This window comes from Pseudoalteromonas sp. B62, from assembly GCF_037162565.1.
GTDB classification, from domain to species: Bacteria; Pseudomonadota; Gammaproteobacteria; order Enterobacterales; family Alteromonadaceae; genus Pseudoalteromonas; species Pseudoalteromonas fuliginea.
Genome location: NZ_JARLVB010000002.1, coordinates 58,648 through 81,808 on the forward strand (window position 1 = coordinate 58,648; position 23,161 = coordinate 81,808).

The window sequence follows — 23,161 nt, forward strand, 5'->3', positions numbered from 1 at the left end:
TTATATCTTTAAATAGTTGGTGTTCGTTTTGCACTACTACCTATACATAATTAGTAAGGAGATATAAATGAGTAACACAGTTAAAACGATTAATCCCGCAACTGAGCAAACCATTGAAACCTATACACTGCTTTCTCAAAAAGAAGCGGAGCAGGAAATAGAAAAATCTCACGAAACATATTTAAAATGGCGCTTAACGTCATTCGCTGAACGCGCGAAATATTTAAATAACTTAGCATCACTTTTTGAAGAGCAAAAAGAAGCGATTGCAAAACTTATGACCGAAGAAATGGGCAAGGTGTACAAGCAAGGCTTACAAGAGGTTGAGCTGTGCGCAGGCATTTGTCGTTATACTGCTGAAAACGGCCCACAAGTACTTGCCGATGAAGATCGCGAGATGGATGGCGGCCGTGCAATCATTAGCTACCAACCAACGGGTGTACTACTGGGTATTCAACCGTGGAACTTCCCGCTTTATCAGGTAATTCGTTACAGCGCCGCTAACATCATGGCAGGTAACACAACCGTATTAAAGCATGCTGGTAACGTATTTGGCATGGCTGAAAAAATTGAAGCGCTATTTAAGCAAGCCGGTTTCCCAGAGTACTGCTTCAACAACTTACTCATCGATGGTAAAACCGCCAGCTCACTCATTGCTCACGAGGCAATTAGCGGCGTAACCTTTACGGGTAGTGATGCCACAGGTAAAAAAGTAGCTGAAGAAGCGGGTAAACACGCTAAAAAAACAGTGTTAGAACTGGGCAGCAACGACGCTTACTTAGTACTCGATGACGCCGATTTAGAGCTTGCAGTTAAAACCTGTGTAACCGGGCGCATGATCAACAATGGCGAAACATGTGTTTCAGCTAAACGTTATGTTGTTGTTGAGTCACTTTACGATGATTTTAAAGCGCAAATAAAAGAGCAGTTTGAAGCCATGAAAATGGGCGACCCAATGGCAGATGACACAGACTTAGGCCCAATGGCACGTGAAGATTTACGCGACGGCATTCACGACCAAGTAATGGAGTCAGTAAAAGCAGGTGCAAAGATAGTAACGGGCGGCGAAATACCATCGCAAACGGGTTACTACTACCCACCAACGCTACTTGATAATTTATCGCCAGGTATGCCTGCCTACGACGACGAATTATTTGGTCCAGTTGCTTCGCTTATTAAAGCCAAAGACAACGACGACGCAATGCGCATTGCTAACGATTCTCGCTACGGTTTAGGCGGTGGTATTTTCTCAAAAGATGAGAAAAAAGCCATTGAGCTCGCTAAAAAGTACTTCGACACCGGCATGATCAACATTAACGGCTACGGTTTAGCACAACCTAACTTACCGTTTGGTGGCGTTAAAGGCAGTGGCTACGGCCGAGAACATGGCGGCTTTGGTATGCGTGAATTCGTAAATGTTAAAAGCATTATGATCGCCAGCTAATTTAGCTACATAAATGAAATACGCGTTTTAAATAAAGATTTTTAATACGTGTTTAAAATACAAAAATTATTAAGCCTAAAAGTGGGTAACCGCTTTTAGGCTTTTTTATGACTTTTAGAAAGTAGTTTTCAGGAGGCAGTACTTAGTTTTTAGTAAGAGACAGTACCGAGTTTTAGATATATTCGTAGGGGCGATTTTACATCGCGCTTTTAATCTGAGGAGTCAAAGACTGCAAACATAGCCTTTAATGGGGAATAAATATCGTGGTCTAATTTTATATTTAATCGTAGACACTTATATCACCTAAGTGTTTAGTCGTTTTTCAATGCTCTAGCTAAATCATTTACTGCGGCCTGAACAACTAACCAAGAAATATCACATGTATCTGCATCAGGGTACATTTTACTAGCCATTTGCTCATAAGGATGTATTAGATTACGAAAACCTCTAAGTGCATGAGAGAACTGTCTAACATCCATACCTAACCAACCTACGTTATGTGCCACATCAATCATTTCAGCTAGCTTCCAATGTGCGAAACTTTTTACTTTTCCTGACTTTGAATCTTTAGGCGCAGTAGTACACTGATTTGCTTTACCGGGGTTTCTTTGAAGAACTCCTAATAATAATCCTTCAAGCATACTACCCATGATTATTATTGCTGAAAGGTGGGCTTTAGAATCGACGCAACGCTGGGCTTCTTCCCAACGATCTACAAGTATCTTTCCTACTTCTGATTCAAGACCTAACGCCATAAAATCAGGTGCAGGCATTGGAGAAAGTGAAGAAGTTTTTACATTTTCATCTGAAAAGTTAATATCAAATTTTTCAAACTTAGGTTCAAGACCTTCTAATTTAATCCTGAAACCCTCTACATAGAGGATTTCATTCAGCATGACTAATGCACTTTTAATTTTATCTCTATCACCTTTGTATTCTTTTGGTGATGAAAGACGCTTGAGAACAGCAGCTAATTGTTCACGATTACATTCTTTAAGCTTTTCATGTACCCACCACTGTCGAGTTGAGCCATCATGGATAAATTGAGGCAATCCAGATCGCTCAAAAAAACTTGTGATCTTTGAGCTAGAACGATATTCAGGATGGTTTTCTCCATTACCACAAATAAATTCAGCAATTCTATCTAGTGTACTATCGTCCATGAGGTTCCTTAATGCATCAACAGCCAAATATCTATACATTACAATCTAACAAATCTGATAACTTATGTCTTCTTTCACTTTTAATTCAATTATCTGCTGAAATAAGTTAATTATTCATCAATACTTCAAGTTTAAATATTTGTAGATGAAACTGAAGATTAGCGCTTAAATATAATCAAGTTCTAAGCTTTGATTAGTATGACTGAGGCTATTATTGTTCCTCAAACCTCGGCACTTTTCGCTTATCTGCCTTATTCATAGCAAGCTCTTGAATTTCTTCTTGCTTAAGTTCATCGGATTTAGTTTCTAATGATTGCTGATTAGCGTTTTCGTAGATAAGCTCAGTGAGTAGCGCAAAGTGATCTGAGCCATACTTAGCTAAGCGCTTAATACGCTTTACTTTAAAACCTGGGCTGTGAAATAAGTGATCGAGTGGCCAGCGCATAAAAAAGTAACTTGCATGAAAAGTATTATAAAAACCTCGGCCTTTTCGAGGGTCTAAAAAGCCACTTATTTGCATAAACAAACGGGTGCTGCGCGACCAAGCTACATCATTTAAATCACCGGCAACTATGGTAGGTCGTGTTGGGTTTTTAAGCGCTTTAGCGACCATTATTAGCTCCGAATCGCGCGGGCGCGATGAGTCTTCCTCTGTCGGGCTTGGTGGTGCGGGGTGAATAAAGTGCCCTTGCATTTGCAGGCCTTCATCGTTTTCAAACAAAATATGAATTGAGGGAATATCTTTTTCTATTAGCTCACATACTTGTGCATCGAGTATTTTAAACTTGCTGTATAAGTGCATGCCGTAACGATTGTCTTTAGGGCATTCTATGTAATATGGGTAATTTTTTTTAATGACTGATAATTTATTTTCCCACCAGCTATCGCTCTCAAGCGTAATAAGTAGGTCAGGTTGATGCTCATCAACAAGGCTAATTAACTGCTCACTTTTATGGTTCGACATAAGTACATTTGCCGACATAATTCGTATGCTATGGTCGATGTGCTTAGGTGCGCTTTGCACTTCTTTTTTAGCAAGCCACGTATACGGGTAAATCCATTTACCTTGTAAAATCATTATAAGCAATGAGGTTAAGGCTATAAATACATAGCCTATTGCGCTACTTTGCCATAATAAAAATAACGAAGTAACAGTGACTAAACTGGCAATATAAAACACTTGTAAGCGCACAAAGTCGCAACTACGCACTAAATAGTGTTGGCTGTAAGACATAGGTAACAGGGTAACAGGGTAACCAGTAAAAAAAGCCGATGATGATAGCCAGCGCAATGAGCATTTTAATATCCTTATAAGTTAACTTAGTGAATTTAATAACTGGGATTAATTTATGAGTTTAACAAACGGGTATGAACAACGAATGAAATTACCAGCCATTAAAATTTAAGCTAACTCATCGCTGTTTATATTGTGTTTTACAGTGACTACGCATAATAGCAGGGTCACGTAATTTTAAGTGTTTTGTTTTGCGACCAGCATGGCGTTTACGCCAAACTTTAAAGCTACCATTTGAGATATTTTCACGCATAAAAACCACCAATTGCGGGTATTTTAATCCGTATAACTGTTCTATTGCCTCGTAAGGGGTTCTGTCTTCCCATGCCATTTCTATAATTCGCGATTGTTGCTCTGCGTTAAACATTTAGATTTGCTCAAATTGTGTTAATACGCTTTTTATATTTACTTAGATCAGTACAGTTAAACGCACCAGACTGGATAATCAAACATAATCTTCTACACTAATAAAAAAACTGGGTTTTGGCTTAATGCGTGTAATTTTCTTTTTTATAATTTTATATTCAACACCGTTATTTGCATCACAAAATAAAATCATACGCTGTGTTACTACTCACTACCCCCTTTTACAATATATGACACTAACACCGAAACATTTACTGGTTTAGATATTGAATATTTAAGGTTTATTGAGCACAACCTAGAATTAAATATTGAACTAGTGCATTTACCTTGGGCACGTGTTCAAAAAGAAATGAAAAAAGATAACTTTGACTGTTATTTTTCATTAGGTAATAATCCAGAGCGTACTAAATACTTAGACTTTACAACGGTGCCGCTGCATATAACTAAATTTGGCTTGTTTACGATTAACGATCAAAACGTTATTAATAATAATTTATCTCAAGCTACAATATCAATGCTCAGAGGCGTTGATTTACCAGTAGAAATTGCCAAAAAGTACGCAATAGATTCAAATAATATAATGCGTTCACTTTCTAGCGAAGACACGTTTAAGCTCCTTAAAAAAGGGCGAGTGCAGTACGCTATTACAAATTACCAAGCTGGCCTTTGGTACACACAACCTTTCAAAAACATCACCTCTATTGAATTAAATGAATTTCAACTTCCTGTGTATATCGCATTTAAATTTGGAGTCATTGATACACATAAAGTCGATCAGCAAATTAAAGCTTTTCAAACAAAGCGACTTAACAAAAACGATGACTAAATGCGTTTATCTTTATTTTATGTTCCTAAAAAAATACCTTTAGGTGTATGATATAAACCTATCTACATAGAAATAATAAGATCTAAGCAATGTTTACAAAACTACCAAAGTGGGCTGAATATGGCGCGTTTACGCTCGCATTTATAGCGGGCATAGTAAACGCTGTAGGCTTATTAGGATTTGAGCACCAGGCTATTTCGCATGTATCTGGCTCTGTTACTTTACTTGGTATTAAAGCAATAACTAATCCCAGTACTGCCTTATTGTTACTTTCAATAATTGTTCATAGGTTGGATCTTAAGAAAACTTGAAGTTGAACTCTGTTAATGATCAAATAGTTACGCCAATAAAAACATGACTAAAAACAGAGTTCACATGCAGATTAACCAAGTTTCAAACCAATTAAAAGCCCTTATCTCAGAAAAACACCTCATTGAGCTTGCAAAAACCTCTGGATTTCAAGTTCGACACCGTTGCCTGTCGATCGTTTCTCTGCTCAAAGCCGTATTTAAAAGCTTATCTTGCCTGCAAGACGCTAACTTGTCAGATATCCATCAAAACTTGCGAACGCAGGCTGATTGCACGATAAGTTATAAACCCTTTCATAATCAAATTCGAAAACCAGCCTTGACTGAGCTTGTCCGTGAGCTCGTTATTCAAGCGATGTCTAAATTGACTGTAAACACGCTGGATAAAACCTTTTTTACCCAGCGAGGAATACAGCGAGTGTTATTGCAAGATGGTTCTTCATTTGCTCTACATGATGAATTAGCGCAGGTTTTTGCTGGTCGTTTTACTGCTGTAAGTCCTGCCGCAATTGAGTTGCACGTTACCTATGACCTATTTAATGAACAACCCTGCGAAATAGATATTCGTCCTGATGTTGAAACTGAGCGCGCCTTTTTACCAGGTAGCCACACACTTGAAGATACGTTATTACTTGCTGATGCTGGGTATTTTGACTTAGATTACTTTGAGCAAGTAGCTCAAGATGGCGGATATTTTTTGATCAGAGCAAATAAAAACATTAACCCAATCGTTACATCAGCTTATTGCGCGGGTATAGAACTTAAAGAAAAGAACATTAAAATCAAAACGTTACTCGATAAATTCGCAAGCCAACCACTTGAATTAACAGTACGTTGGAAGAAAAATGGGCCCGAGTACAGGCTTATCTATTTACCGAATGAAAAGCGCCCCGTTTTCCTTGTTACTAATTTAAAAGAGGCACAGTTTAGCTTTGACGAACTACTCGATATATATGCAACTCGTTGGCAAATTGAGTTGTTTTTCAAAGAACTAAAGTCATGGAATAACCTTAAAGGGTTCATCACACGAGATCCTCATATTGCCGAATCATTGGTTTGGCTGAGCATACTGCAAACACTTATCAAGCGTTTTATCTGCCATAGTGCAGCGGGTATGTTTAAGTGTGCGATCTCGACATTTAGAGCGAGTAAGTGCAGTTATCTTTGGTTGGATGATATTCTGGATTGCATAGAACAAACACGGTGCAGCCATAAGATACATCGTGTATTTGAGCTACTAGCGGTAAATTGTAAGCGGCAAAGCATTGAGAAAAACAATGATATTTGCCGTTTTAAGATAGGAAGTCACACGGTCTGTGTTCCTTAAGAACTAAGCTATGAATAATTGTTAGCTTTATGTTGGGTTCGGCACTGTCGGGCTTTTTGCTCTCTGGTGGCTCATTAAAACTTGGTCGTCATTACGACACTTTGCTTTTTATTGAAGGATTGCTACTACTTGCAAGTGCTTATTTACTCAAAAACACATTCGTTTACGGCATTGTTTTAACGTCTGCTGCGTGTGGGTTACAAAATGCGCTAGCAACTAATTACAGTGGCGCAGTAGTTCGTACCACACACTTAACCGGTATTTTTACTGACCTTGGTTTAATGATAGGTAAAGCGCTTAAAGGTGAGCAATTTGATACCCGTAAAGGCGTTATGTTTTTACTCATTATTGCAGGCTTTTTACTAGGCGGTATAACCGGCTACGTTTTATTTAAGCATTACTTAGTGCTGGCTTTGGTGTTTCCTGCTGTGGCTTGTTTTGTTTTATCAATTACGTATCGGGTTTATAGGTTACGTACGCTTTAACGCAACAAGTTTAAATGCATATTAAAACCGCATATTATAGAGGCAATGCAATACAGATTACTTTCAAGGAATGTATGAAACCTTATTTTTTGCCGCTGATATTACCCTTTAGCCACACTGCGTTTGCCGATAATCAAAATAATGATGCAATAGAAACAATAACAACTACGGCATCACGTATTGAAGCGCTATCTACCCCACTCCCTTTATCAATAAGTACACTCAGCGAAGCGCAGCTAAATAGCATAGCGCCTACGCATATTGAAGAAGCCCTGCAACGTGTAGCGGGTGCTAATATTCAACGCGGAAATGGCCAAGAATATTTACCCGCATTGCGCTCTCCGGTACTTTCGGGCGCAGGCGCATGTGGTGGCATATTAACCTTAGAAGATGGTATACCACTGAGAGCCGCTGGGTTTTGTAACATAAACGAGTTATTTGAAGCGCACAGCGAAATGGCGCAGCGTATTGAAGTGTTAAAAGGCCCTGGTTCTGCACTTTATGGTTCAAACGCTGTGCATGGTGTTATTAATGTAATAACGCCCGACACTACTCAAGGCGGTGGTTTAGTTGGTTTAGACTATGGCTCGTACGGCTATACTCGCTACAAATTACGTGCAGGACAAGATTACGGCAACAGCGGTATCGGCATTAACGCAAGTGTTACCGATGATAGCGGTTACCGCGACGACGAAAGCGTAGAGCAACAAAAAGTAAATATTCGCCATCGCTATTCAAATAATAATTTATTACTTACCTCAGGCCTTACTTACACAAATCTTGATCAGCAAACGGCTGGGTTTATTACAGGCTTTGAAAGCTATAAAAACGAAGACCTCGCGCAAAAAAACTTTGACCCTGACGCATTTAGAAAAGCTCGTGCATTTAGAGCATGGAGCAATGCAACATGGCAATTAAATAACGATGATGTGCTCTCTACTACGTTATATTTTCGCGACCAAAGCATGGACTTTTTTAAGCACTTTTTACCCGGCACACCGCTTGAAACAAACAGCCAAACAGGTTTTGGCATACAATCGCTTTATCAACATAATTTACAAAGTAATATAAAAATAAACCTAGGACTTGATGGCGAATACACGCAAGCCGATTTTACTCAAAGCCAAAATGAGCCCACTCAAGGTTCTGCATTTTTAGTTGCTACAGTACCCCAAGGTAAGCATTACGATTACGATGTAAACGCCACGCTTTATGCTCCTTTTGCATCGCTTGATTGGCAATTAAATAAGTGGTTACTTACCGCAGGTGTGCGCTACGAGCATATGCAGTACGACTACACCAATAATATGCTAGCAGGTAGAACAAAAGACGATGGCACAAAATGCGGATTTGGTGGCTGCCGATACAGCCGCCCAGCGAGTGCTAAAAATAGTTTTAGTAATCTATCGCCAAAGCTTGGGGTTAGTTATCAGTACAATACAAATAACACGCTTTATGCAAACTTTTCTCGCGGTTACAGAGCGCCACAAGCGGCTGAGCTATACCAATTACAACGCGAGCAAACTACTGCAAATTTAAGCGCCGAAATAGCCAATAACGCAGAGCTGGGTATTAAAGGGATTTACGAAAAACTACGTTATGGTGTGTCACTTTACGCTATGAGTAAACACAATACGATTTACCGCGATAGTGATTTTTTTACGGTAAATAATGGCAGCTCTCGCCATCGTGGTATTGAGCTTGAGCTTGACTACCAGCTCACTAAGTCGCTTGCACTTAACTTTGCAGGCACACACGCAAAGCATACTTATACTAACAACCAAATACTTAACGGTTTAAATATAAACGGCAACGACATAGATACCGCGCCGCGTAATATTGCTAATCTCGATTTAACATGGCAGGCACTCAGTAATACGCAATTTGCTTTGCAGTGGCACCGCGTTGGTAACTACTACACCGACCCAGAAAACTTAAATAAATACCAAGGGCATGATGTTTTAAGCCTACGCGCACAGTGGCAAGTTACTAGTAATCTTGAGCTACTTGCTCGCATTATTAACTTAACTGATGAGGCTTATGCGGAGCGCGCCGATTACACCAGTTTTACCGGCGACAGATACTTCCCTGGCAAACCACGTAACGCGATGCTTTCGGCAACTTATACGTGGTAGTCCTTATTTAAGGGCTAAGCTAATTTAACTGATTTAAGTCGCTCATGTATTTCATAGGCGACTTTTTCATTACCTTTTTAAACATAGTAATAAATGCACTCACCGACTCATACCCTAATAACTCCGACACCTGCTGCACACTTTGCTTATCAGAAAGCGCTTTTAAGGCTGTAATTATATGCAATTGCGTACGCCACTTTCCAAATGTCATACCTGTTTCTTTTTTAATTAACCGCGCTAATGTGCGCTCAGTTAATGCAAACTGCTTAGCCCATTGTGGTAGTGTTTTTCGGTTATTTGGCTTGTTTATAAGCTGATCGCTCATAGTTTGAATTACCTCATTTTTAGATAATACAAAATCCAGTGGTTGTACGGGCATTTCAATAAGTTGATCAAATAACACCTGCGCTAAACGCGCTGTTTTACTATTTAAAGTATAGTGCTGATTATGCCCAGCCAACTCACACATTAGCTCTTTAACCAGCGGCGTAATAGCTAACGTACAGGTATTTAGCGGCATACCGTTTTTACTACTATCAATAAATAAATGACAAAGCTGCGCGTTATCAGACGCCCTATTACTATGCATCTTTTGTGCTGGGATCCAAATTGCACTGTGCGTGGGCACCATCCACATTTTGGCCGACACTTCACACGTTACATAACCATGTAGCGCTAAAATTAATTGCCCTTTAGGATGGGTATGTAGTGGTATTTCGTGACTGGCATGCGCGTGCTCTATTTTGGCTATTATAGGCTGCGCCATAGTTTCAAAATTTTTAATGTCGTCCCAGCCAATTGCATCAAACATAGTTTTGTCTGTTTTTAGTTATTTAGTGTCATTATCTCTAAATTATAGTTTTTGCTAAGCTTTTATACTAGCGCCCATTAAGTATTAGCTTTAATGGTCTTCCCTTTTGTTAAATAACACACCTAAATCACGCTTTGCTGGCATATTACTTGTGCTTGGCATATTACTTATTGCCGCAAATTTACGCGCCACATTTACAGGTATTGCACCTGTGCTTGAACAAATTATTAATCACTTTGGGCTTAGCGCATCACAAGCTGGCTTTTTAACAACACTGCCACTCATTGCCTTTGCGGTTGTATCGCCAATGGCTGCAACTCTTGCTAAAAAGCAAGGGCTAGAGCGCACCTTGTTTGTAGCTTTGTTATTTATACTTGCAGGGGTTGCGGCGCGAGTAATAAATACCTCAGCCATGCTTTTTGTAGGCACCGCTATTATTGGTGTAGGTATTGCTATAGCAAACGTATTATTACCAAGTTTAATTAAGCGCGACTTCCCTGCAAAGGTTGCGTTAATGACCTCAGCCTACGTGCTAACAATGGGCGTTGTATCGGGCGGATTTTCTACTTTGGTTTTTCCGCTGAGTCAGTTAAACGGATTAGGCTGGCAACTTGCGCTGGGCTCATCAGCCATTATTACTCTGGCGAGTATTATTGTATGGATGTCGCAATTAAGTAAGCACACAAAACCCGCGAGTATTGCTCAACACGCTAACACGTCAAAAAGTGTTTGGCGTTATTTACTAGCATGGCAAATTACCCTACTGCTGGGTTTAAACTCATTTTTAAATTATATAATTATTACGTGGTTACCAAGCATATTAACCGAAACCGGTCACTCAGCTACCCAAGCAGGTGCTTATCATGGGGCTTTTCAAATAGCGACTGCATTACCGGGTTTAATATTAATTCCGTTACTTGCCAAATTAAAAGATCAAAGCGCGCTTAGCTTTATTTTAGCCATGTTGAGTGCACTCAGTGCATTGGGGCTGCTTTACATGCCTAGCTTTGCTTTTGTTTGGACCCTAATGCTGGGCTTTTGCTCTGGGGCATGTTTTATATTGGGGCTGTCGTTTATTAGTTTACGAACTGACGATTCGCAACAAGCAGCGTCGCTTTCAGGTATGTCGCAAAGCGTAGGTTATTTGCTCGCGGCTATTGGTCCTATGCTAGCTGGTGTATTACACACGACTACGGGAAGTTGGAGTGCGCCATTATGGCTGTGCGCTATTGCAGGAGTACTGTGTGCTTTATGTGGTTTGGGCAGTGGTAAAAACACCACTTTAGCTAAATCAGCTAACTAGCTGCTGTAACCACGAAAATAAACCAGACGAAGGTTTGTTGCTCGTGTGTTTTTGCTCATAACGTTTATTAGTTGCTTCGCGCTGTTCACGGCGCTCTTGTGCTAAATTAGCTTTTGCAGCAAAACGCAAGCGCTGCTCTTGCGTAAGCTCATCATTAAAGTTTATTGCAGTTTTATTTACTGCTCGGCTGCTTTTAGGTGAACTACACATATTATTCTCCAAATGACTGACTTATAAGTAGACAGTCATTTGGTTAAATAAATTTCAAACCGCTTACTAAAAAGTGATTTTTTATCAGTATTACTAGTTTTGTGGGGTTGTATCAAATGCAGGTACTTCGTGTAAGCCGCTCAACCAGCTCAATGTTGATTTAGCCCAAATTTGTGCTGTTGGCGTAAATTGATCTCGCTGATCAACCGCACCAATACGCAAACCATATACACGGTCAGCTTTAGCTTCGTTAGTTGCATAAAGTGTTGTACCACATGTGCCACAAAAACCTTGCGCACGTTTGTTACCACTTTGCGCTGTTTTAACAAACTCTTTTGGCTCACCTTGGGTAAATACTACCGAATTTGGCTCTGCAATTATAACGGCTCTAAATGGGCCGCTCGACATACGTTGGCAATCGCTACAATGGCAAACAAGTGCATTGTTATTTTGAGACTTTGCCTGGTATTTAATTTCACCACAGTAACAGCTTCCAGTAATTTCCATTATTTAAATCCTTAATGCTTATGAAGATTGAATCGAGATATAAGACCGGCAGTATCGATTCATTATTTTTAAAATATAAAAAATTGCTCGCCGGTTCATTTGTATATTCGGTTAGGTTTTTAATTTTTGAGAGTGATTTTTTCAAAGTTGAGCAAGTGCTACAAACATGATGCGATGTTTTAAATAAAACAGCAATACCACGTTAAGCTAATAGCGTAACGTGGTGTGTTTAAGCTATCTTTTATGTGCGTTTAAATAATCAACAGCTAACAGGCTAAGCGCCTTAGTGCCTACTTTAAACGATGATTCGTCGGCATAAAAATAAGGTGAGTGATTACTAGCCACTGTATTTAAATCTTGCTCACTTGGTGTGCCGCCTAAAAATACAAACACACTCGGCACTTCTAATGCGTAAAACGAAAAGTCTTCTGCGCCGGTTATTTTTCCCATTTCAACTACGTTTTCATTACCTGCTGCTTTTTTAAGGCTAGGTAACATTTGCGCAGTTAACTTTGGGTTATTAATCGTTACCGGATAACCTTCGTGAATGTGTACCTCTGCAGTTGCACCTGACGATTTAGCAATGTGCGTGGCTGTGGTTTTTATTTTTTCAAATATTTGTGCTCGGTTATCCATATCAAAGTTACGAATTGTGCCTACCATTTCGACTTCTTCAGGAATAATATTATTACGTACCCCACCCGCTATCTTACCAAACGAGACAATAGCAGGCTCTTTGGTAATGTTGATTTGGCGACTAACAATATGATTTACGCCTGTTACTATTTGCGCAGCTGCGGCAATGGGGTCAACCCCAGTCCACGGTGCAGAGCCGTGTGCCTGCTTGCCATGTACAGTTATTTCAAATCGGTCTGCACTGGCCATTGCAGGGCCACTTCTATAACCAATTTTACCGCTGTGCAAACTAGATGTTATGTGTAACCCAAAAGCAGCTTCTGGTTTGTATTGTTTAAATATGCCTTCTTTAAGCATTAACTCAGCGCCACCCTCTTCCCCCTCTGGTGCGCCTTCTTCTGCAGGCTGAAATACAAACATAATATTACCGTGTAGCTCATCTTTCATGTTTGCAAGCACTTGTGCAGCGCCCATTAGCATGGCCACGTGCGTATCGTGCCCACAAGCATGCATTATGCCTACATCAACACCACGATAATTAGTGGTTTTAGTTGATTTAAATGGCACGTCGGCTTTTTCGGTAACGGGTAACGCGTCCATATCTGCGCGCAACATTACCGTAGGGCCAGGCTTTGCACCTTTTAATAACCCCACAACGCCTGTATAAGCAATCCCTGTTTGTACTTCCATACCCAGCGACTTTAAGTGCTTAGCGACGATACCTGCTGTGCGGGTTTCGCGATTTCCAAGCTCAGGGTTTTGATGAAAATCACGTCGCCAGTCAATAACCTGTTGCTCTACCTTTTTCACTTGCTGATCAATGTTTGCATTGGCATTAAATGCACTTAGGGCAGCAAAGCCCAGCGCTACTGAAATTAGTGATTTTTTCATCCTGTTTGTCCTTATTATATTTATTGGTTTTATAATATTGATGAGCACGAGACCTTATGTATTATTGAGAACATAATTAGTTCGCCCTATAACCACTATTACTGAAGGCTCTACAATAATCAATCCCATTTAAGCTAGATGCCCAACTATGGGGGGCTTTATCTATTTTTAGTGTGAAGGTTTAGCGCTAATTAAGCCTACCACTTTTGCTTTTGTTGATTTAAAAATGGCACTAAATAGTCCACCAACGCACGGACAGTCGGGCTTAATAAACGTTGCGATGGGTAGAGTAAATTCACGGGTAATGGGCTTGGCACATAATTGCTATTCAAACTATATAATAAGAATAGCAATGCAGAACCTCCCCTTATGTTGGGGGTAATTATTTATACGCATTCGCATTTTTAATGCTGTCAAAATCGTTAAAGCGCACGTTATGCTGCGCCATTACTTTAAGTATTTTTTTACTTAGCATTTGGCGTAAATAAAATGGCTGATTTGGCACAAAATGATGAATGGTATGCGTTTTACCAAAGTTAAAACAAAACAAGTGAAACGGCATAAATAAACGACTCGTTAGTACATGAGTTTGCTCAAGCATGTTATTAACGCCGCCATAGTAATGCATGCTTGAGGTAACAAAATTAAGCGAGCTTGAACGAATAATATTAGGCACAATGAGCACGACCATTAAAAATTCAAACACATTCATTATACTTAGTACCCAGCTAGGTGAATTTAGCGAAAGTGGTATAAAAAAATCAACGCTATGAAACACAATAACGCTGTATAAAATAGCAAAATACACAGTTGTTACCGGAAATCCTGCATTAAAAACACTCGAAAAACTAAAGCCATTAATTTCTTTTCTAAAACGTTTGGTAGAAATAACTAACCCTAATAACCCATCTACAATAACTAGCGCACGTAAAAATGGATTTTTAATGCCATTTCCAACCAAGCGTTCTTCTAGGTCTTGTTGTGTGCCTGAGGTTTTGTGATGGTGTAAATGCATTTTACGTCGGTACCATGGGCTAATAGTATTTGGCCGTATTAACCATACTACTAACATCATAAAATTATGCATGAAAGGCTGATTACTAAAGTATTGTTTATGTATAAGGTCGTGCTCTAACTCATGGGAAATAGACGCAGCAATAGCCGCAAGTACTATACATACCCAAGCAGGTATGATGGCTAAATAATATAAAACACCAACACCAGTTAATGCGCTAAGCGACAGCAATAAAATAATTAACCCTAAGGTATTTTGATGTGCAAGTAATGGGTGTTTTTGACGAAGTAACACTTCTTCTGCCTTGATTGCTTTAACAATCGCTTGAATGTTCTGTTTGGCACTTAATTGGGTCATGATGATGTCTTAAAAAACTTGATGTACAAATAATACCTGAATTAAGCGTAACATCTAAAAAAATGACAATAAAAAATTACAATACGCTTGATGCTAAAGTGTGCTTTCGCACAGCAATAAATACAATAATAACGAGACCACACACGACTAAACTCATACCTACTATATTTTATATTCAACTACTCTGGCTTTAATCACATGATTTTCGAGATCCAAACATCTAATTAGGGACACCTTTGCCTGTAATGCTCTGTAATACATATTTAGCTGCAATCGTTCTACACTTTCCTTAGTTAACCTGAGTTCTGGATAATAAATCAATCTCAAGCAACTATTTTCAGCGCTAACTGAGTTGAATTCATTTGAATCAGATCCGCTATTGGCGGTGAATTCACCTTATTTTCACTGAAAAAACCTAGCTATAAAAAATATCAATACAGTTCAATATGTTAGTAAATCTTTACCCGGGTTTTAGGTTAGTTAGTGAAAAACCACTAAATATTGTTCATACACACTTAAAAAGGAAGATTAAAATGTCTAACGAAAGCTTATATCTGGTTAAACTACAGTTTAAATCTGGCGTTGTTGGTGGTGGTTCTATGGAATTACAATTATCAGTAGATCCAAAAACAGGATCATTAAATGGTAGAGCAAATGGGGCCATTTTAGAGGGAACTCAGCATGCGCCACAATTTACTTCTAGCGCATCAGGGCATATGCATGCAACAGGTTACAATGACGTAACCAAAGTTGGTGCAGTAACTGGCCAAGCCATTGTATCCTTCCCACCACCTGCAATTGGTAGCTATCAGTCGCCATTCACGGCAAGCTTCGCAGTAGATAATCAATGGAATGGTAAAGGTAGCTTTTCGGTTGGTGATAATACTTACCAAGGCCAAGTAAGTTTAATCGACTAATATAAAGAAAATATTTTTAACGGCACTTAATACATTTAAGTGCCGCTGTTACAGTCTTGCAAAACCCCTCATTACAACAAAAATAAACAGCACGTAAGTAAAGCAATCAGAAGTTAAAACAGAGTACTTAAACTATACCGTTCTACTTATTGTATGGGGCCTATTTTTAGGTAAAAAACCTTGCCGATAACAAGGCAGGAATTTCAAATGCAGTTGGTATCAGGTTTAATCCCAGGGCAAGAGCATGAAAAAAGTCTATGCGTTCAGTACCTTTTCAAGGTAGGCTGTACTGCGCATAGCTTTTTTCTGTTTTGCGGGCATGCCTTTACTAAAGCTTTTTCTGCTTTTAGCTGATTAAATGCGATGTGTCTCAGCCCCGCAAATACAGGTGCTGCACCTTCGCGCCTAATTCGACACTCATCTTCTTTAAATCCTACATCTAAACGCCAATGTAATCCATTTTCTATTTGCCAATGTTGTCGTGCTCCTCTCGCGAGTTCTTCCGCTGTTAAATTCGCTGAACTAATATAGTATCTATAGCATAACTCATTGCTTAATTTACCTTTTTCTTTTCTATAAGAAACAATAACACCCACTGTTTTTACACCTTCCCAGTGTATCGTTTCTGATAAACCGCTCACGTTATGGCTCACTGCACAGCACCTAAATTCTTCTCTATTTTTTTGATAATCGGCTTCGTTAAACAAGAGCCCATCAGATGCTTGTCGTGCTACCTCAGGTAATAACACATCTTCTATTTGTGACAGTAGCCTTTTATGGTTTGCTTTTACCGCAAGTAAGTAATCGGCTTCTTTACCAATTATTTTTTTTGCAATTGATTTTTGACACCCCATAGCGTCAATCGTTACTAAGCAGCCTTTTATCTCTAATAATTCAAGCAGCTCTGGCAACGCTTTTATTTCATTCGACTTTTTATCAACAGGGCATTGTGCCAAAACAACACCATTTTCGCATGCAAATGCACTGATCATATAAAGCGCATCGCGTCTATCTGACTGATTAAATGAACCTTTCAATCGTTTACCGTCAATAGCAACTACACCGCCTGAGTTAATTTGGAGCAGGCTTTCATCCAAGAAGAAAAGGAATCTTGGAATTGCGTCATGTCAATACGGCTCATTACACGAGCAATTGTGTCATGGCGAGGGATCCCTTGTTCAAGAAGAACATATTTTCTGAGCCAATCTAGTCTATCATGACCAAAATCTTCAATCTCTTCCCAGCCCTGACAGCCTGAAACAACAGCGCTAACAGCTAAGAATATGATATCAAATAGTTTATGAACAACTTTACCTTGTTGGCGAGGGTCGTCGATTGATTCGAAATATTTAAATAGCTGAATGTTAGACATGGGGATGCTCCTTAAAAAAGGAGTATAAGATCATACTTTTAAGTCAAGGTAAAGTTCGTGTTCTTGCCCTGGGTTTAATCCCTAAAATTAATTAAGAATTATCACGAATTGATATTATATCTGCGCTATATTATTAGTAATACTTTAAGCTAATCACTCAAAATTCAGGCATAAAAAAACCCCTGCTAAATCTAGTAGGGGCTATAAAAAGTGGTACCAGCGGCCGGACTCGAACCGGCACTCCTTTCGGAAGGGGATTTTGAATCCCCCATGTCTACCAATTTCATCACGCTGGCGTCATTTTTCTTTAACCTTCTAAACACGAGAAGATAAAGAAAAACCACTTTAGAGCTAAGGTTTGTTTATATGCCTTCGTCTCTATGCCAAGCATTATACAAACAATACATGCAGCAGCAAGCGTTTTATGACATTAGCATGATCAACCGCTTAACATTTAGCCATCTATTAACATTTACAAAAGAGATTGTTAGGTTAAATAGTATCGCTAAACTATAGCACTTAGTATTTGTAAGCTTTTTTGCTAAACTAGCGAGCATATTAATAGTGAGAGTGTCTTTATGTCTGGTAAGTTTCCACGGGCGAGTTTTTGGCGTCGTTTTGCGTCTTTAATTTACGATGCCTTAGTCGTAATTTCTTTATCTATGCTTACAGCCATACTTTATTTTGCAGTAATTCAAGGACTAAGTGCCTTGGGTTTTATTGCTCAAGCAGAAGATCCTGCAGCTTATATACAGGATTCCCCACTGCTATACGGCATTAGAAGTACGTTATTTGTAGGTATAAACATTTTCTTTTTGCTTACTTTTGGACTAAAAGTGGCCAAACCATTGGTATGCGCGCATGGCGTTTAAAAGTACAAACACTCGACGGTAACCTTATTAGCTGGCCTCAAGCGATTATCCGCTGTGTAAGCTCACTACTTGGGCTAGGCAATTTAGTGGTGTTAGTTGATTTTAAAAACAAAAATGCATTACAAGATTATATTTCTAAAACCGAAGTAATTGCACTAACAAAAGAAGAAAACAAGCGTATTTATCGTGAGCTAGATTGAACCTATATCACTTATTTTAAAGTAAAAAAGCGTGGCTACTGTCACGCTTTTTTATGTTTATAAGTTTATTACCTACACTATTTTAAAAGCATTAAACTCGTTTATTCATCAAGTATGTCGCAAAACTTATAAATATTATGCTTGGTAATACAGCACCTACAATAGCTGGTATTTGATAAACCATAACCACTGGGCCAAATATTTCGTTAGTTAAATGAAACACGATACCGGTTACAACACCCATAATAATACGCGCCCCCATAGTAACGGTACGTAGTGGGCCAAATATAAACGAGAGCGCCACCAGCAGCATTACCGCAACAGATACAGGCTGCATAAACTTACGCCAAAGGGCAAGCTCGTAGGTACTAGTGTCTTGCTCATTTTGTTCTAAATACCCTAAATACGACCATAAACCAGTAAACGATAACGACTCTGGCTTGACTGATACAACACCCAGCTTTTCAGCGGTGAGTTGTGAGGCATAAAATTCTTCAGGCACCTGTTCTGTGGTAATTTTTTCGTCGGTGATAATTACCTTATTTATATCACGAAGTAGCCAACCGTCATTACGACTCAAAGCATTTTTTGCTTTAGTAATTTGAGTCAAATCTAATGATTTATCAAAATGATACATATACACACCATGCAGCATTCCATTTTGATCAACATCTTCTATGTTAATAAAGTTATTACCATCTTTAGCCCATACGCCTTTTTGCGCATTAAATACATCACCGCCATGTATTGCCTGATTACGCATTTCTTTAGCGTGCAGCTGTGCCTCTGGTGCACCCCACTCGCCAAGTGCCATCATACAAAAAGCCATAAATACGGCCGTTTTCATTACCGAGCCGATTATTTGTAAACGCGACATACCTGCCGCTTGCATTACCACCAGCTCACTGTTTGAGGCGAGTGCACCTAAACCCGTTAATCCGCCAATTAGCGCAGCCATAGGGAAAAATACAACAAGGTCACCCGGTATAGTATATAAAGTGTAAAGCATTGCGGTAATTAAGTCGTAACTACCACGCCCTACCGATTTTAACTGTTCAATAAATTTTATGAGGGTACTAATACCCACTAATACCAATAAGGCAAAGCCTGTTGTTTGTAAAATACTGCGGCCTAAATACCAATCAAGCGTTTTCATCATGAGCCTAATTCTCGCTTAGTTACAACAGCTTTAAGCCAAGCGCCCAGTGGACGCCCTTTAATTATTAATAGCCCACCTATAAATAGGGCACTTATGTGGATCCACCACAACCCTATTGATGGTGGTATTTTACCATCCTCAACTGCAAATTTAGCTGCATTAAGTAAAATAAAATAACCCAAATACAAGCTAATAGCTGGCACTAATTTAGCAAACTTACCTTGACGCGGGTTTACAACACTTAATGGCACAGCAAGCAAAGTAAGCAGTGGAATAGAAAGTGGAATAGCGAGACGCCACTGCCATTGTGCTATAGATTCAGGGGTATTTATTGCCAGCAACTGATTAGTTGGCACCGCTTCTAGCTTACGGCGTTGATGCTCTATTTCTTGATCGCGGATTTGTACGCTGTAGCCGTCAAATTCAGTTAAATTAAGTGCAGGTGTTAAACCGTCAGTTTCATAACGTTTACCATCAGTAAGCACTAACTGCTGTTCACCATTAACGGCTTCTACTACTACGCCTTGTTCTGCGTAAACTAGGCGTGCAAGGTTATCTTTTTCGCTGTTAGGTAGTTGCGCTACAAATACCTTATTAAGCTCTTTGCCGCCTTTTTCAATATTATGAATAAATACCACGGCTTTTTCGTTACCGGTTTCTTGAAATCGCCCAGCTCTTAGCGCGGATAAACCGGCATCGGCTTTAGCTTGTTCTTTTAATTGGTACTCTTGCTCACTTGCCCATGGTGCGATGTACATGGTGAGCGCTGCGGCTAAAAATGCCAACCCTGCACTTGATATAAGCGTAACGCGCACAACGTACCATTCACTTACGCCACAGGCTTTAAGCACGGTCATTTCGCTATCAGCATAAATACGGCTGTAAGCTAAAATAATGCCTAAAAATATACTCAGCGGAAGTATTAAAGAGGCTAATTGCGGTAATTTAAGTGCAATCATCGACAGAACTAGTTTGGCAGGGATACTACCCTCGGAGGCATCGCCTAAAATAACAACTAACTTTTGTGACAAAAAAATGGTCATTAGAGTTAAAAATACGGCGACCTGCGATTTTAAAACTTCTGAGGTCAAATAACGGAAAATTAGCAATGCTCGCCCCTGTTAAACATGGAATTTCACTAAGATAGTGATAATTTAATAGTTAAATAGCTATTTTACGCAGCTTGTACTGGCAAATTAGCCATTATTATAAGCCATCAAATTTAATTATCCTACCTAAGAGCACGATATAATGTTGCATTAGTAGCCCTTAAGCATATAAAGTTCAATTACACAGTAAGAGTCTAGCAAAATCAGCTAATATTAGAGTTATTAGACTAGAAATCTTTTTTTAGCCCCTATTTAATAGCCTAATCGACTCAAAACCAGGAGTGACAATGGAATTTAGCGTAAAAAGTGGTAGCCCAGAAAAACAACGTAGCGCATGTATTGTAGTTGGCGTTTACGAGCCACGTAGGTTATCCCCCATTGGTGAACAACTCGATAAAATCAGTGACGGTTATATCTCAAACTTACTTCGCCGTGGTGATTTAGAAGGTAAACCAGGTCAAGTTTTATTATTGCATCATGTACCTAATGTATTAAGCGAGCGCATATTGCTTGTAGGCTGTGGTAAAGAACGCGAACTTGACGATAAACAATACAAACAAATTATTTCTAAAACAATAAATACCTTAAACGATACTGGTTCAATGGAAGCGGTATGCTTTTTAACAGAACAACACGTTAAAGGTCGCGACACCTACTGGAAAGTGCGCCAAGCGGTAGAAACTACGCAAGATTGTTTATATACGTTTAACCAATTAAAAAGCAAAAAAGTAGACCCTCGTCGTCCATTACGTAAAATGGTATTCAACGTGCCAACACGCCGTGAACTAACTATTGGCGAAAGTGCCATTGAGCATGGTTTAGCCATTGCTGCAGGTAGCAAGTTATGTAAAGACGTAGCCAATATGCCACCAAATATTTGTAACCCTGCTTACTTAGGTGAGCAAGCACAAGAGCTGGCAACTAATTTTGACAACATCACTGTTGATATTATTGGCGAAGAGCAAATGGCAGAGCTAGGCATGAATTCTTACCTAGCTGTTGGTCGTGGTAGCGTTAATGAATCTGTTATGTCGATTATTAACTATAAAGGCGCAGCCGATGACCAAGCACCCATTGTACTTGTTGGTAAAGGTTTAACATTTGACTCAGGCGGTATTTCGTTAAAACCAGGCGAAGGCATGGATGAAATGAAATACGACATGGGCGGCGCTGCAGGTGTTATTGGCGCAATGCGTGCACTTGCACAAATGCAATTGCCGATTAACGTTATTGGTGTTTTAGCTGGCTGTGAAAACATGCCTGGCTCAAACGCATATCGCCCGGGTGATATTTTAACAACAATGTCGGGCCAAACAGTTGAAGTGTTGAACACCGACGCTGAAGGTCGTTTAGTATTGTGCGACGCACTAACGTACGTTGAGCGCTTTAACCCAGATACTGTTATTGACGTGGCAACACTGACAGGCGCTTGTATTGTAGCCCTTGGCGCGCATGCAACTGGTTTACTATCAAACCATAACCCACTTGCACACGATTTGTTAAAAGCGTCAGAGCAAAGTGGCGACCGTGCATGGCAGTTACCGTTATGGGATGACTATCAAGATCAACTAGATAGCCCATTTGCTGACTTTACAAACTTAGGTGGACGCTCTGCAGGAACAATTACTGCGGCATGTTTCTTGTCTAAATTTACTAAAAAGTATAATTGGGCGCATTTAGATGTTGCTGGTACAGCGTGGCGCAGTGGCGCTAAAAAAGGCGCAACGGGTCGCCCTGTTCCAATGCTTACTCAGTATTTACTAAATAGAGCTGGTGTAAGTGAAGCAGCTCAAGATTAAACGTTTAGTTTAAATTAATATCTGTTTATAAGGCGCCGTTTGGCGCCTTATTTATTTGTGTATTAATTGAAGCAAACCCCGTTATATGGCAAAATCTGCCTCTTAATTTATGTATATCAATTTGGTATACATTCAATGTCATGGGAAACCCCGATACAATGAACATGAACGCTAAATTTTTCGTTCTAAAGCAACAAGATGAGTTAACAGCTAAGGCTGACGATCATTTTGCTTTGGCTGCTCAAATTGCGGCCGATCAGTATCGAAATGGGCAGCGTGTGTTTATTTGTGTTAACGATAATGAAGCAGCCTGTGCCATTGATGAAATAATTTGGGCATTCGATCCAGATAGTTTTGTGCCACATAATTTACAAGGTGAAGGCCCTAAAGGCGGCGCACCTGTAGAAATTGGTATTACGCCACCTGTTGGCAATCGTAAAGTTTTAATTAACTTGGCTACTCAGTTACCGGATTACATTCGTCGGTTTAACCAAGTTTTTGATTTTGTACCCGTAGAAGCAGCTGCTAAACAGGCAGCCCGCGAGCGTTTTAAAAAGCTACGCCAACTCGGTGCCAATCTCACCACGCAAGATATTAATAGCTAGCCAATCAGGCAAACTAACCAACTAATTTAAGTACTTATTTAAGGTTCTGT

The 23,161-nt window shown here is 39.5% G+C and carries 18 protein-coding genes, 1 tRNA gene and 4 pseudogenes; 11 read left to right on the top strand and 12 right to left on the bottom strand.

The features are described 5' to 3' along the window. Positions 1–67: 67 nt before the first annotated feature. On the top strand, positions 68–1,444 hold the full coding sequence (locus P4S71_RS04555; protein WP_337150200.1) for an NAD-dependent succinate-semialdehyde dehydrogenase: 1,377 nt from the start codon (positions 68–70) through the stop codon (positions 1,442–1,444). 311 nt (positions 1,445–1,755) lie between these two features. On the opposite strand, the gene P4S71_RS04560 is transcribed toward P4S71_RS04555, so the two are convergent. The 3 genes from P4S71_RS04560 to P4S71_RS04570 form a co-directional block, all read right to left on the bottom strand. Continuing rightward, complete coding sequence (locus tag P4S71_RS04560) at positions 1,756–2,607, bottom strand: hypothetical protein (protein ID WP_096793651.1); 852 nt, start codon at positions 2,605–2,607, stop codon at positions 1,756–1,758. 211 nt (positions 2,608–2,818) lie between these two features. Next, positions 2,819–3,841, bottom strand: a complete 1,023-nt coding sequence (locus P4S71_RS04565) for an endonuclease/exonuclease/phosphatase family protein (protein WP_442961708.1) — start codon at positions 3,839–3,841, stop codon at positions 2,819–2,821. A gap of 178 nt (positions 3,842–4,019) precedes the next feature. Continuing rightward, positions 4,020–4,268, bottom strand: coding sequence for a TIGR03643 family protein (locus P4S71_RS04570; protein ID WP_096793653.1), 249 nt, complete (start codon positions 4,266–4,268; stop codon positions 4,020–4,022). 264 nt (positions 4,269–4,532) lie between these two features. Between P4S71_RS04570 and P4S71_RS04575 the strand changes: the two genes are divergently transcribed. The 5 genes and pseudogenes from P4S71_RS04575 to P4S71_RS04595 all read left to right on the top strand — a co-directional run bounded on the left by P4S71_RS04575 (position 4,533) and on the right by P4S71_RS04595 (position 9,348). Then, complete coding sequence (locus P4S71_RS04575) at positions 4,533–5,093, top strand: substrate-binding periplasmic protein (protein ID WP_337120719.1); 561 nt, start codon at positions 4,533–4,535, stop codon at positions 5,091–5,093. 89 nt (positions 5,094–5,182) lie between these two features. Then, positions 5,183–5,377: pseudogene (locus tag P4S71_RS04580) on the top strand (DUF1275 family protein); the annotation flags it as partial. Between the two features lie 91 nt (positions 5,378–5,468). Beyond that, positions 5,469–6,728 (top strand): IS4 family transposase, encoded by a 1,260-nt coding sequence (locus P4S71_RS04585; protein ID WP_337119945.1) that lies wholly within the window; start codon positions 5,469–5,471, stop codon positions 6,726–6,728. Between the two features lie 14 nt (positions 6,729–6,742). Then, positions 6,743–7,213: pseudogene (locus tag P4S71_RS04590) on the top strand (YoaK family protein); the annotation flags it as partial. A 74-nt stretch (positions 7,214–7,287) separates the two neighbouring features. Then, entirely contained in the window at positions 7,288–9,348 is a 2,061-nt protein-coding gene (locus P4S71_RS04595) for a TonB-dependent receptor (protein ID WP_337150201.1), read from the top strand. Between the two features lie 19 nt (positions 9,349–9,367). On the opposite strand, the gene P4S71_RS04600 is transcribed toward P4S71_RS04595, so the two are convergent. Then, positions 9,368–10,159 carry an AraC family transcriptional regulator gene (locus P4S71_RS04600; RefSeq protein WP_337150202.1) on the bottom strand — a complete coding sequence of 264 codons (792 nt, stop codon included), beginning with the start codon at positions 10,157–10,159 and terminating at the stop codon, positions 9,368–9,370. 106 nt (positions 10,160–10,265) lie between these two features. Between P4S71_RS04600 and P4S71_RS04605 the strand changes: the two genes are divergently transcribed. Continuing rightward, on the top strand, positions 10,266–11,462 hold the full coding sequence (locus tag P4S71_RS04605; protein ID WP_096793658.1) for an MFS transporter: 1,197 nt from the start codon (positions 10,266–10,268) through the stop codon (positions 11,460–11,462). Here P4S71_RS04605 and P4S71_RS04610 read toward each other — a convergent pair. The 4 genes from P4S71_RS04610 to P4S71_RS04625 form a co-directional block, all read right to left on the bottom strand. After that, the gene (locus tag P4S71_RS04610) at positions 11,451–11,672 is read right to left on the bottom strand and encodes a hypothetical protein (protein ID WP_007377054.1); all 222 of its coding nucleotides are present in this window, start codon (positions 11,670–11,672) and stop codon (positions 11,451–11,453) included. The two genes, P4S71_RS04605 and P4S71_RS04610, sit on opposite strands and share 12 nt — an antisense overlap. Before the next feature lie 93 nt (positions 11,673–11,765). Continuing rightward, positions 11,766–12,179 (bottom strand): GFA family protein, encoded by a 414-nt coding sequence (locus tag P4S71_RS04615; protein ID WP_007377055.1) that lies wholly within the window; start codon positions 12,177–12,179, stop codon positions 11,766–11,768. A gap of 234 nt (positions 12,180–12,413) precedes the next feature. Further along, positions 12,414–13,706 (bottom strand): amidohydrolase, encoded by a 1,293-nt coding sequence (locus P4S71_RS04620; protein ID WP_337150203.1) that lies wholly within the window; start codon positions 13,704–13,706, stop codon positions 12,414–12,416. A 382-nt stretch (positions 13,707–14,088) separates the two neighbouring features. After that, entirely contained in the window at positions 14,089–15,078 is a 990-nt protein-coding gene (locus tag P4S71_RS04625; RefSeq protein WP_337150204.1) for a fatty acid desaturase, read from the bottom strand. 533 nt (positions 15,079–15,611) lie between these two features. On the opposite strand from P4S71_RS04625, the gene P4S71_RS04630 reads away from it, so the two are divergent. Beyond that, positions 15,612–15,995 (top strand): DUF1842 domain-containing protein, encoded by a 384-nt coding sequence (locus P4S71_RS04630; RefSeq protein WP_096793661.1) that lies wholly within the window; start codon positions 15,612–15,614, stop codon positions 15,993–15,995. Between the two features lie 263 nt (positions 15,996–16,258). On the opposite strand, the pseudogene P4S71_RS04635 reads toward P4S71_RS04630, so the two are convergent. After that, positions 16,259–17,367 (bottom strand): annotated as a pseudogene (locus P4S71_RS04635) (ISAs1 family transposase). 211 nt (positions 17,368–17,578) lie between these two features. Further along, positions 17,579–17,663: transfer RNA gene (locus tag P4S71_RS04645), tRNA-Leu, on the bottom strand. 282 nt (positions 17,664–17,945) lie between these two features. Here P4S71_RS04645 and P4S71_RS04650 point away from each other — a divergent pair. Further along, positions 17,946–18,439, top strand: a pseudogene (locus P4S71_RS04650) (RDD family protein). 91 nt (positions 18,440–18,530) lie between these two features. Here P4S71_RS04650 and lptG read toward each other — a convergent pair. Together lptG and lptF are read right to left on the bottom strand one after the other, a co-directional pair. Then, a complete protein-coding gene (lptG, locus tag P4S71_RS04655) occupies positions 18,531–19,598 on the bottom strand; it encodes an LPS export ABC transporter permease LptG (RefSeq protein ID WP_033015376.1) in 1,068 nt (355 codons plus the stop codon). Next, on the bottom strand, positions 19,595–20,707 hold the full coding sequence (gene lptF / locus P4S71_RS04660) for an LPS export ABC transporter permease LptF (protein ID WP_007377062.1): 1,113 nt from the start codon (positions 20,705–20,707) through the stop codon (positions 19,595–19,597). Before lptF ends, lptG begins: the two co-directional genes overlap by 4 nt. Before the next feature lie 287 nt (positions 20,708–20,994). Between lptF and pepA the strand changes: the two genes are divergently transcribed. Then, positions 20,995–22,506: a leucyl aminopeptidase gene (gene pepA, locus P4S71_RS04665; RefSeq protein ID WP_337150207.1), complete on the top strand. Its 1,512-nt coding sequence runs from the start codon at positions 20,995–20,997 to the stop codon at positions 22,504–22,506. A gap of 158 nt (positions 22,507–22,664) precedes the next feature. Then, entirely contained in the window at positions 22,665–23,111 is a 447-nt protein-coding gene (locus tag P4S71_RS04670; RefSeq protein ID WP_024600719.1) for a DNA polymerase III subunit chi, read from the top strand. Positions 23,112–23,161: the final 50 nt, after the last annotated feature.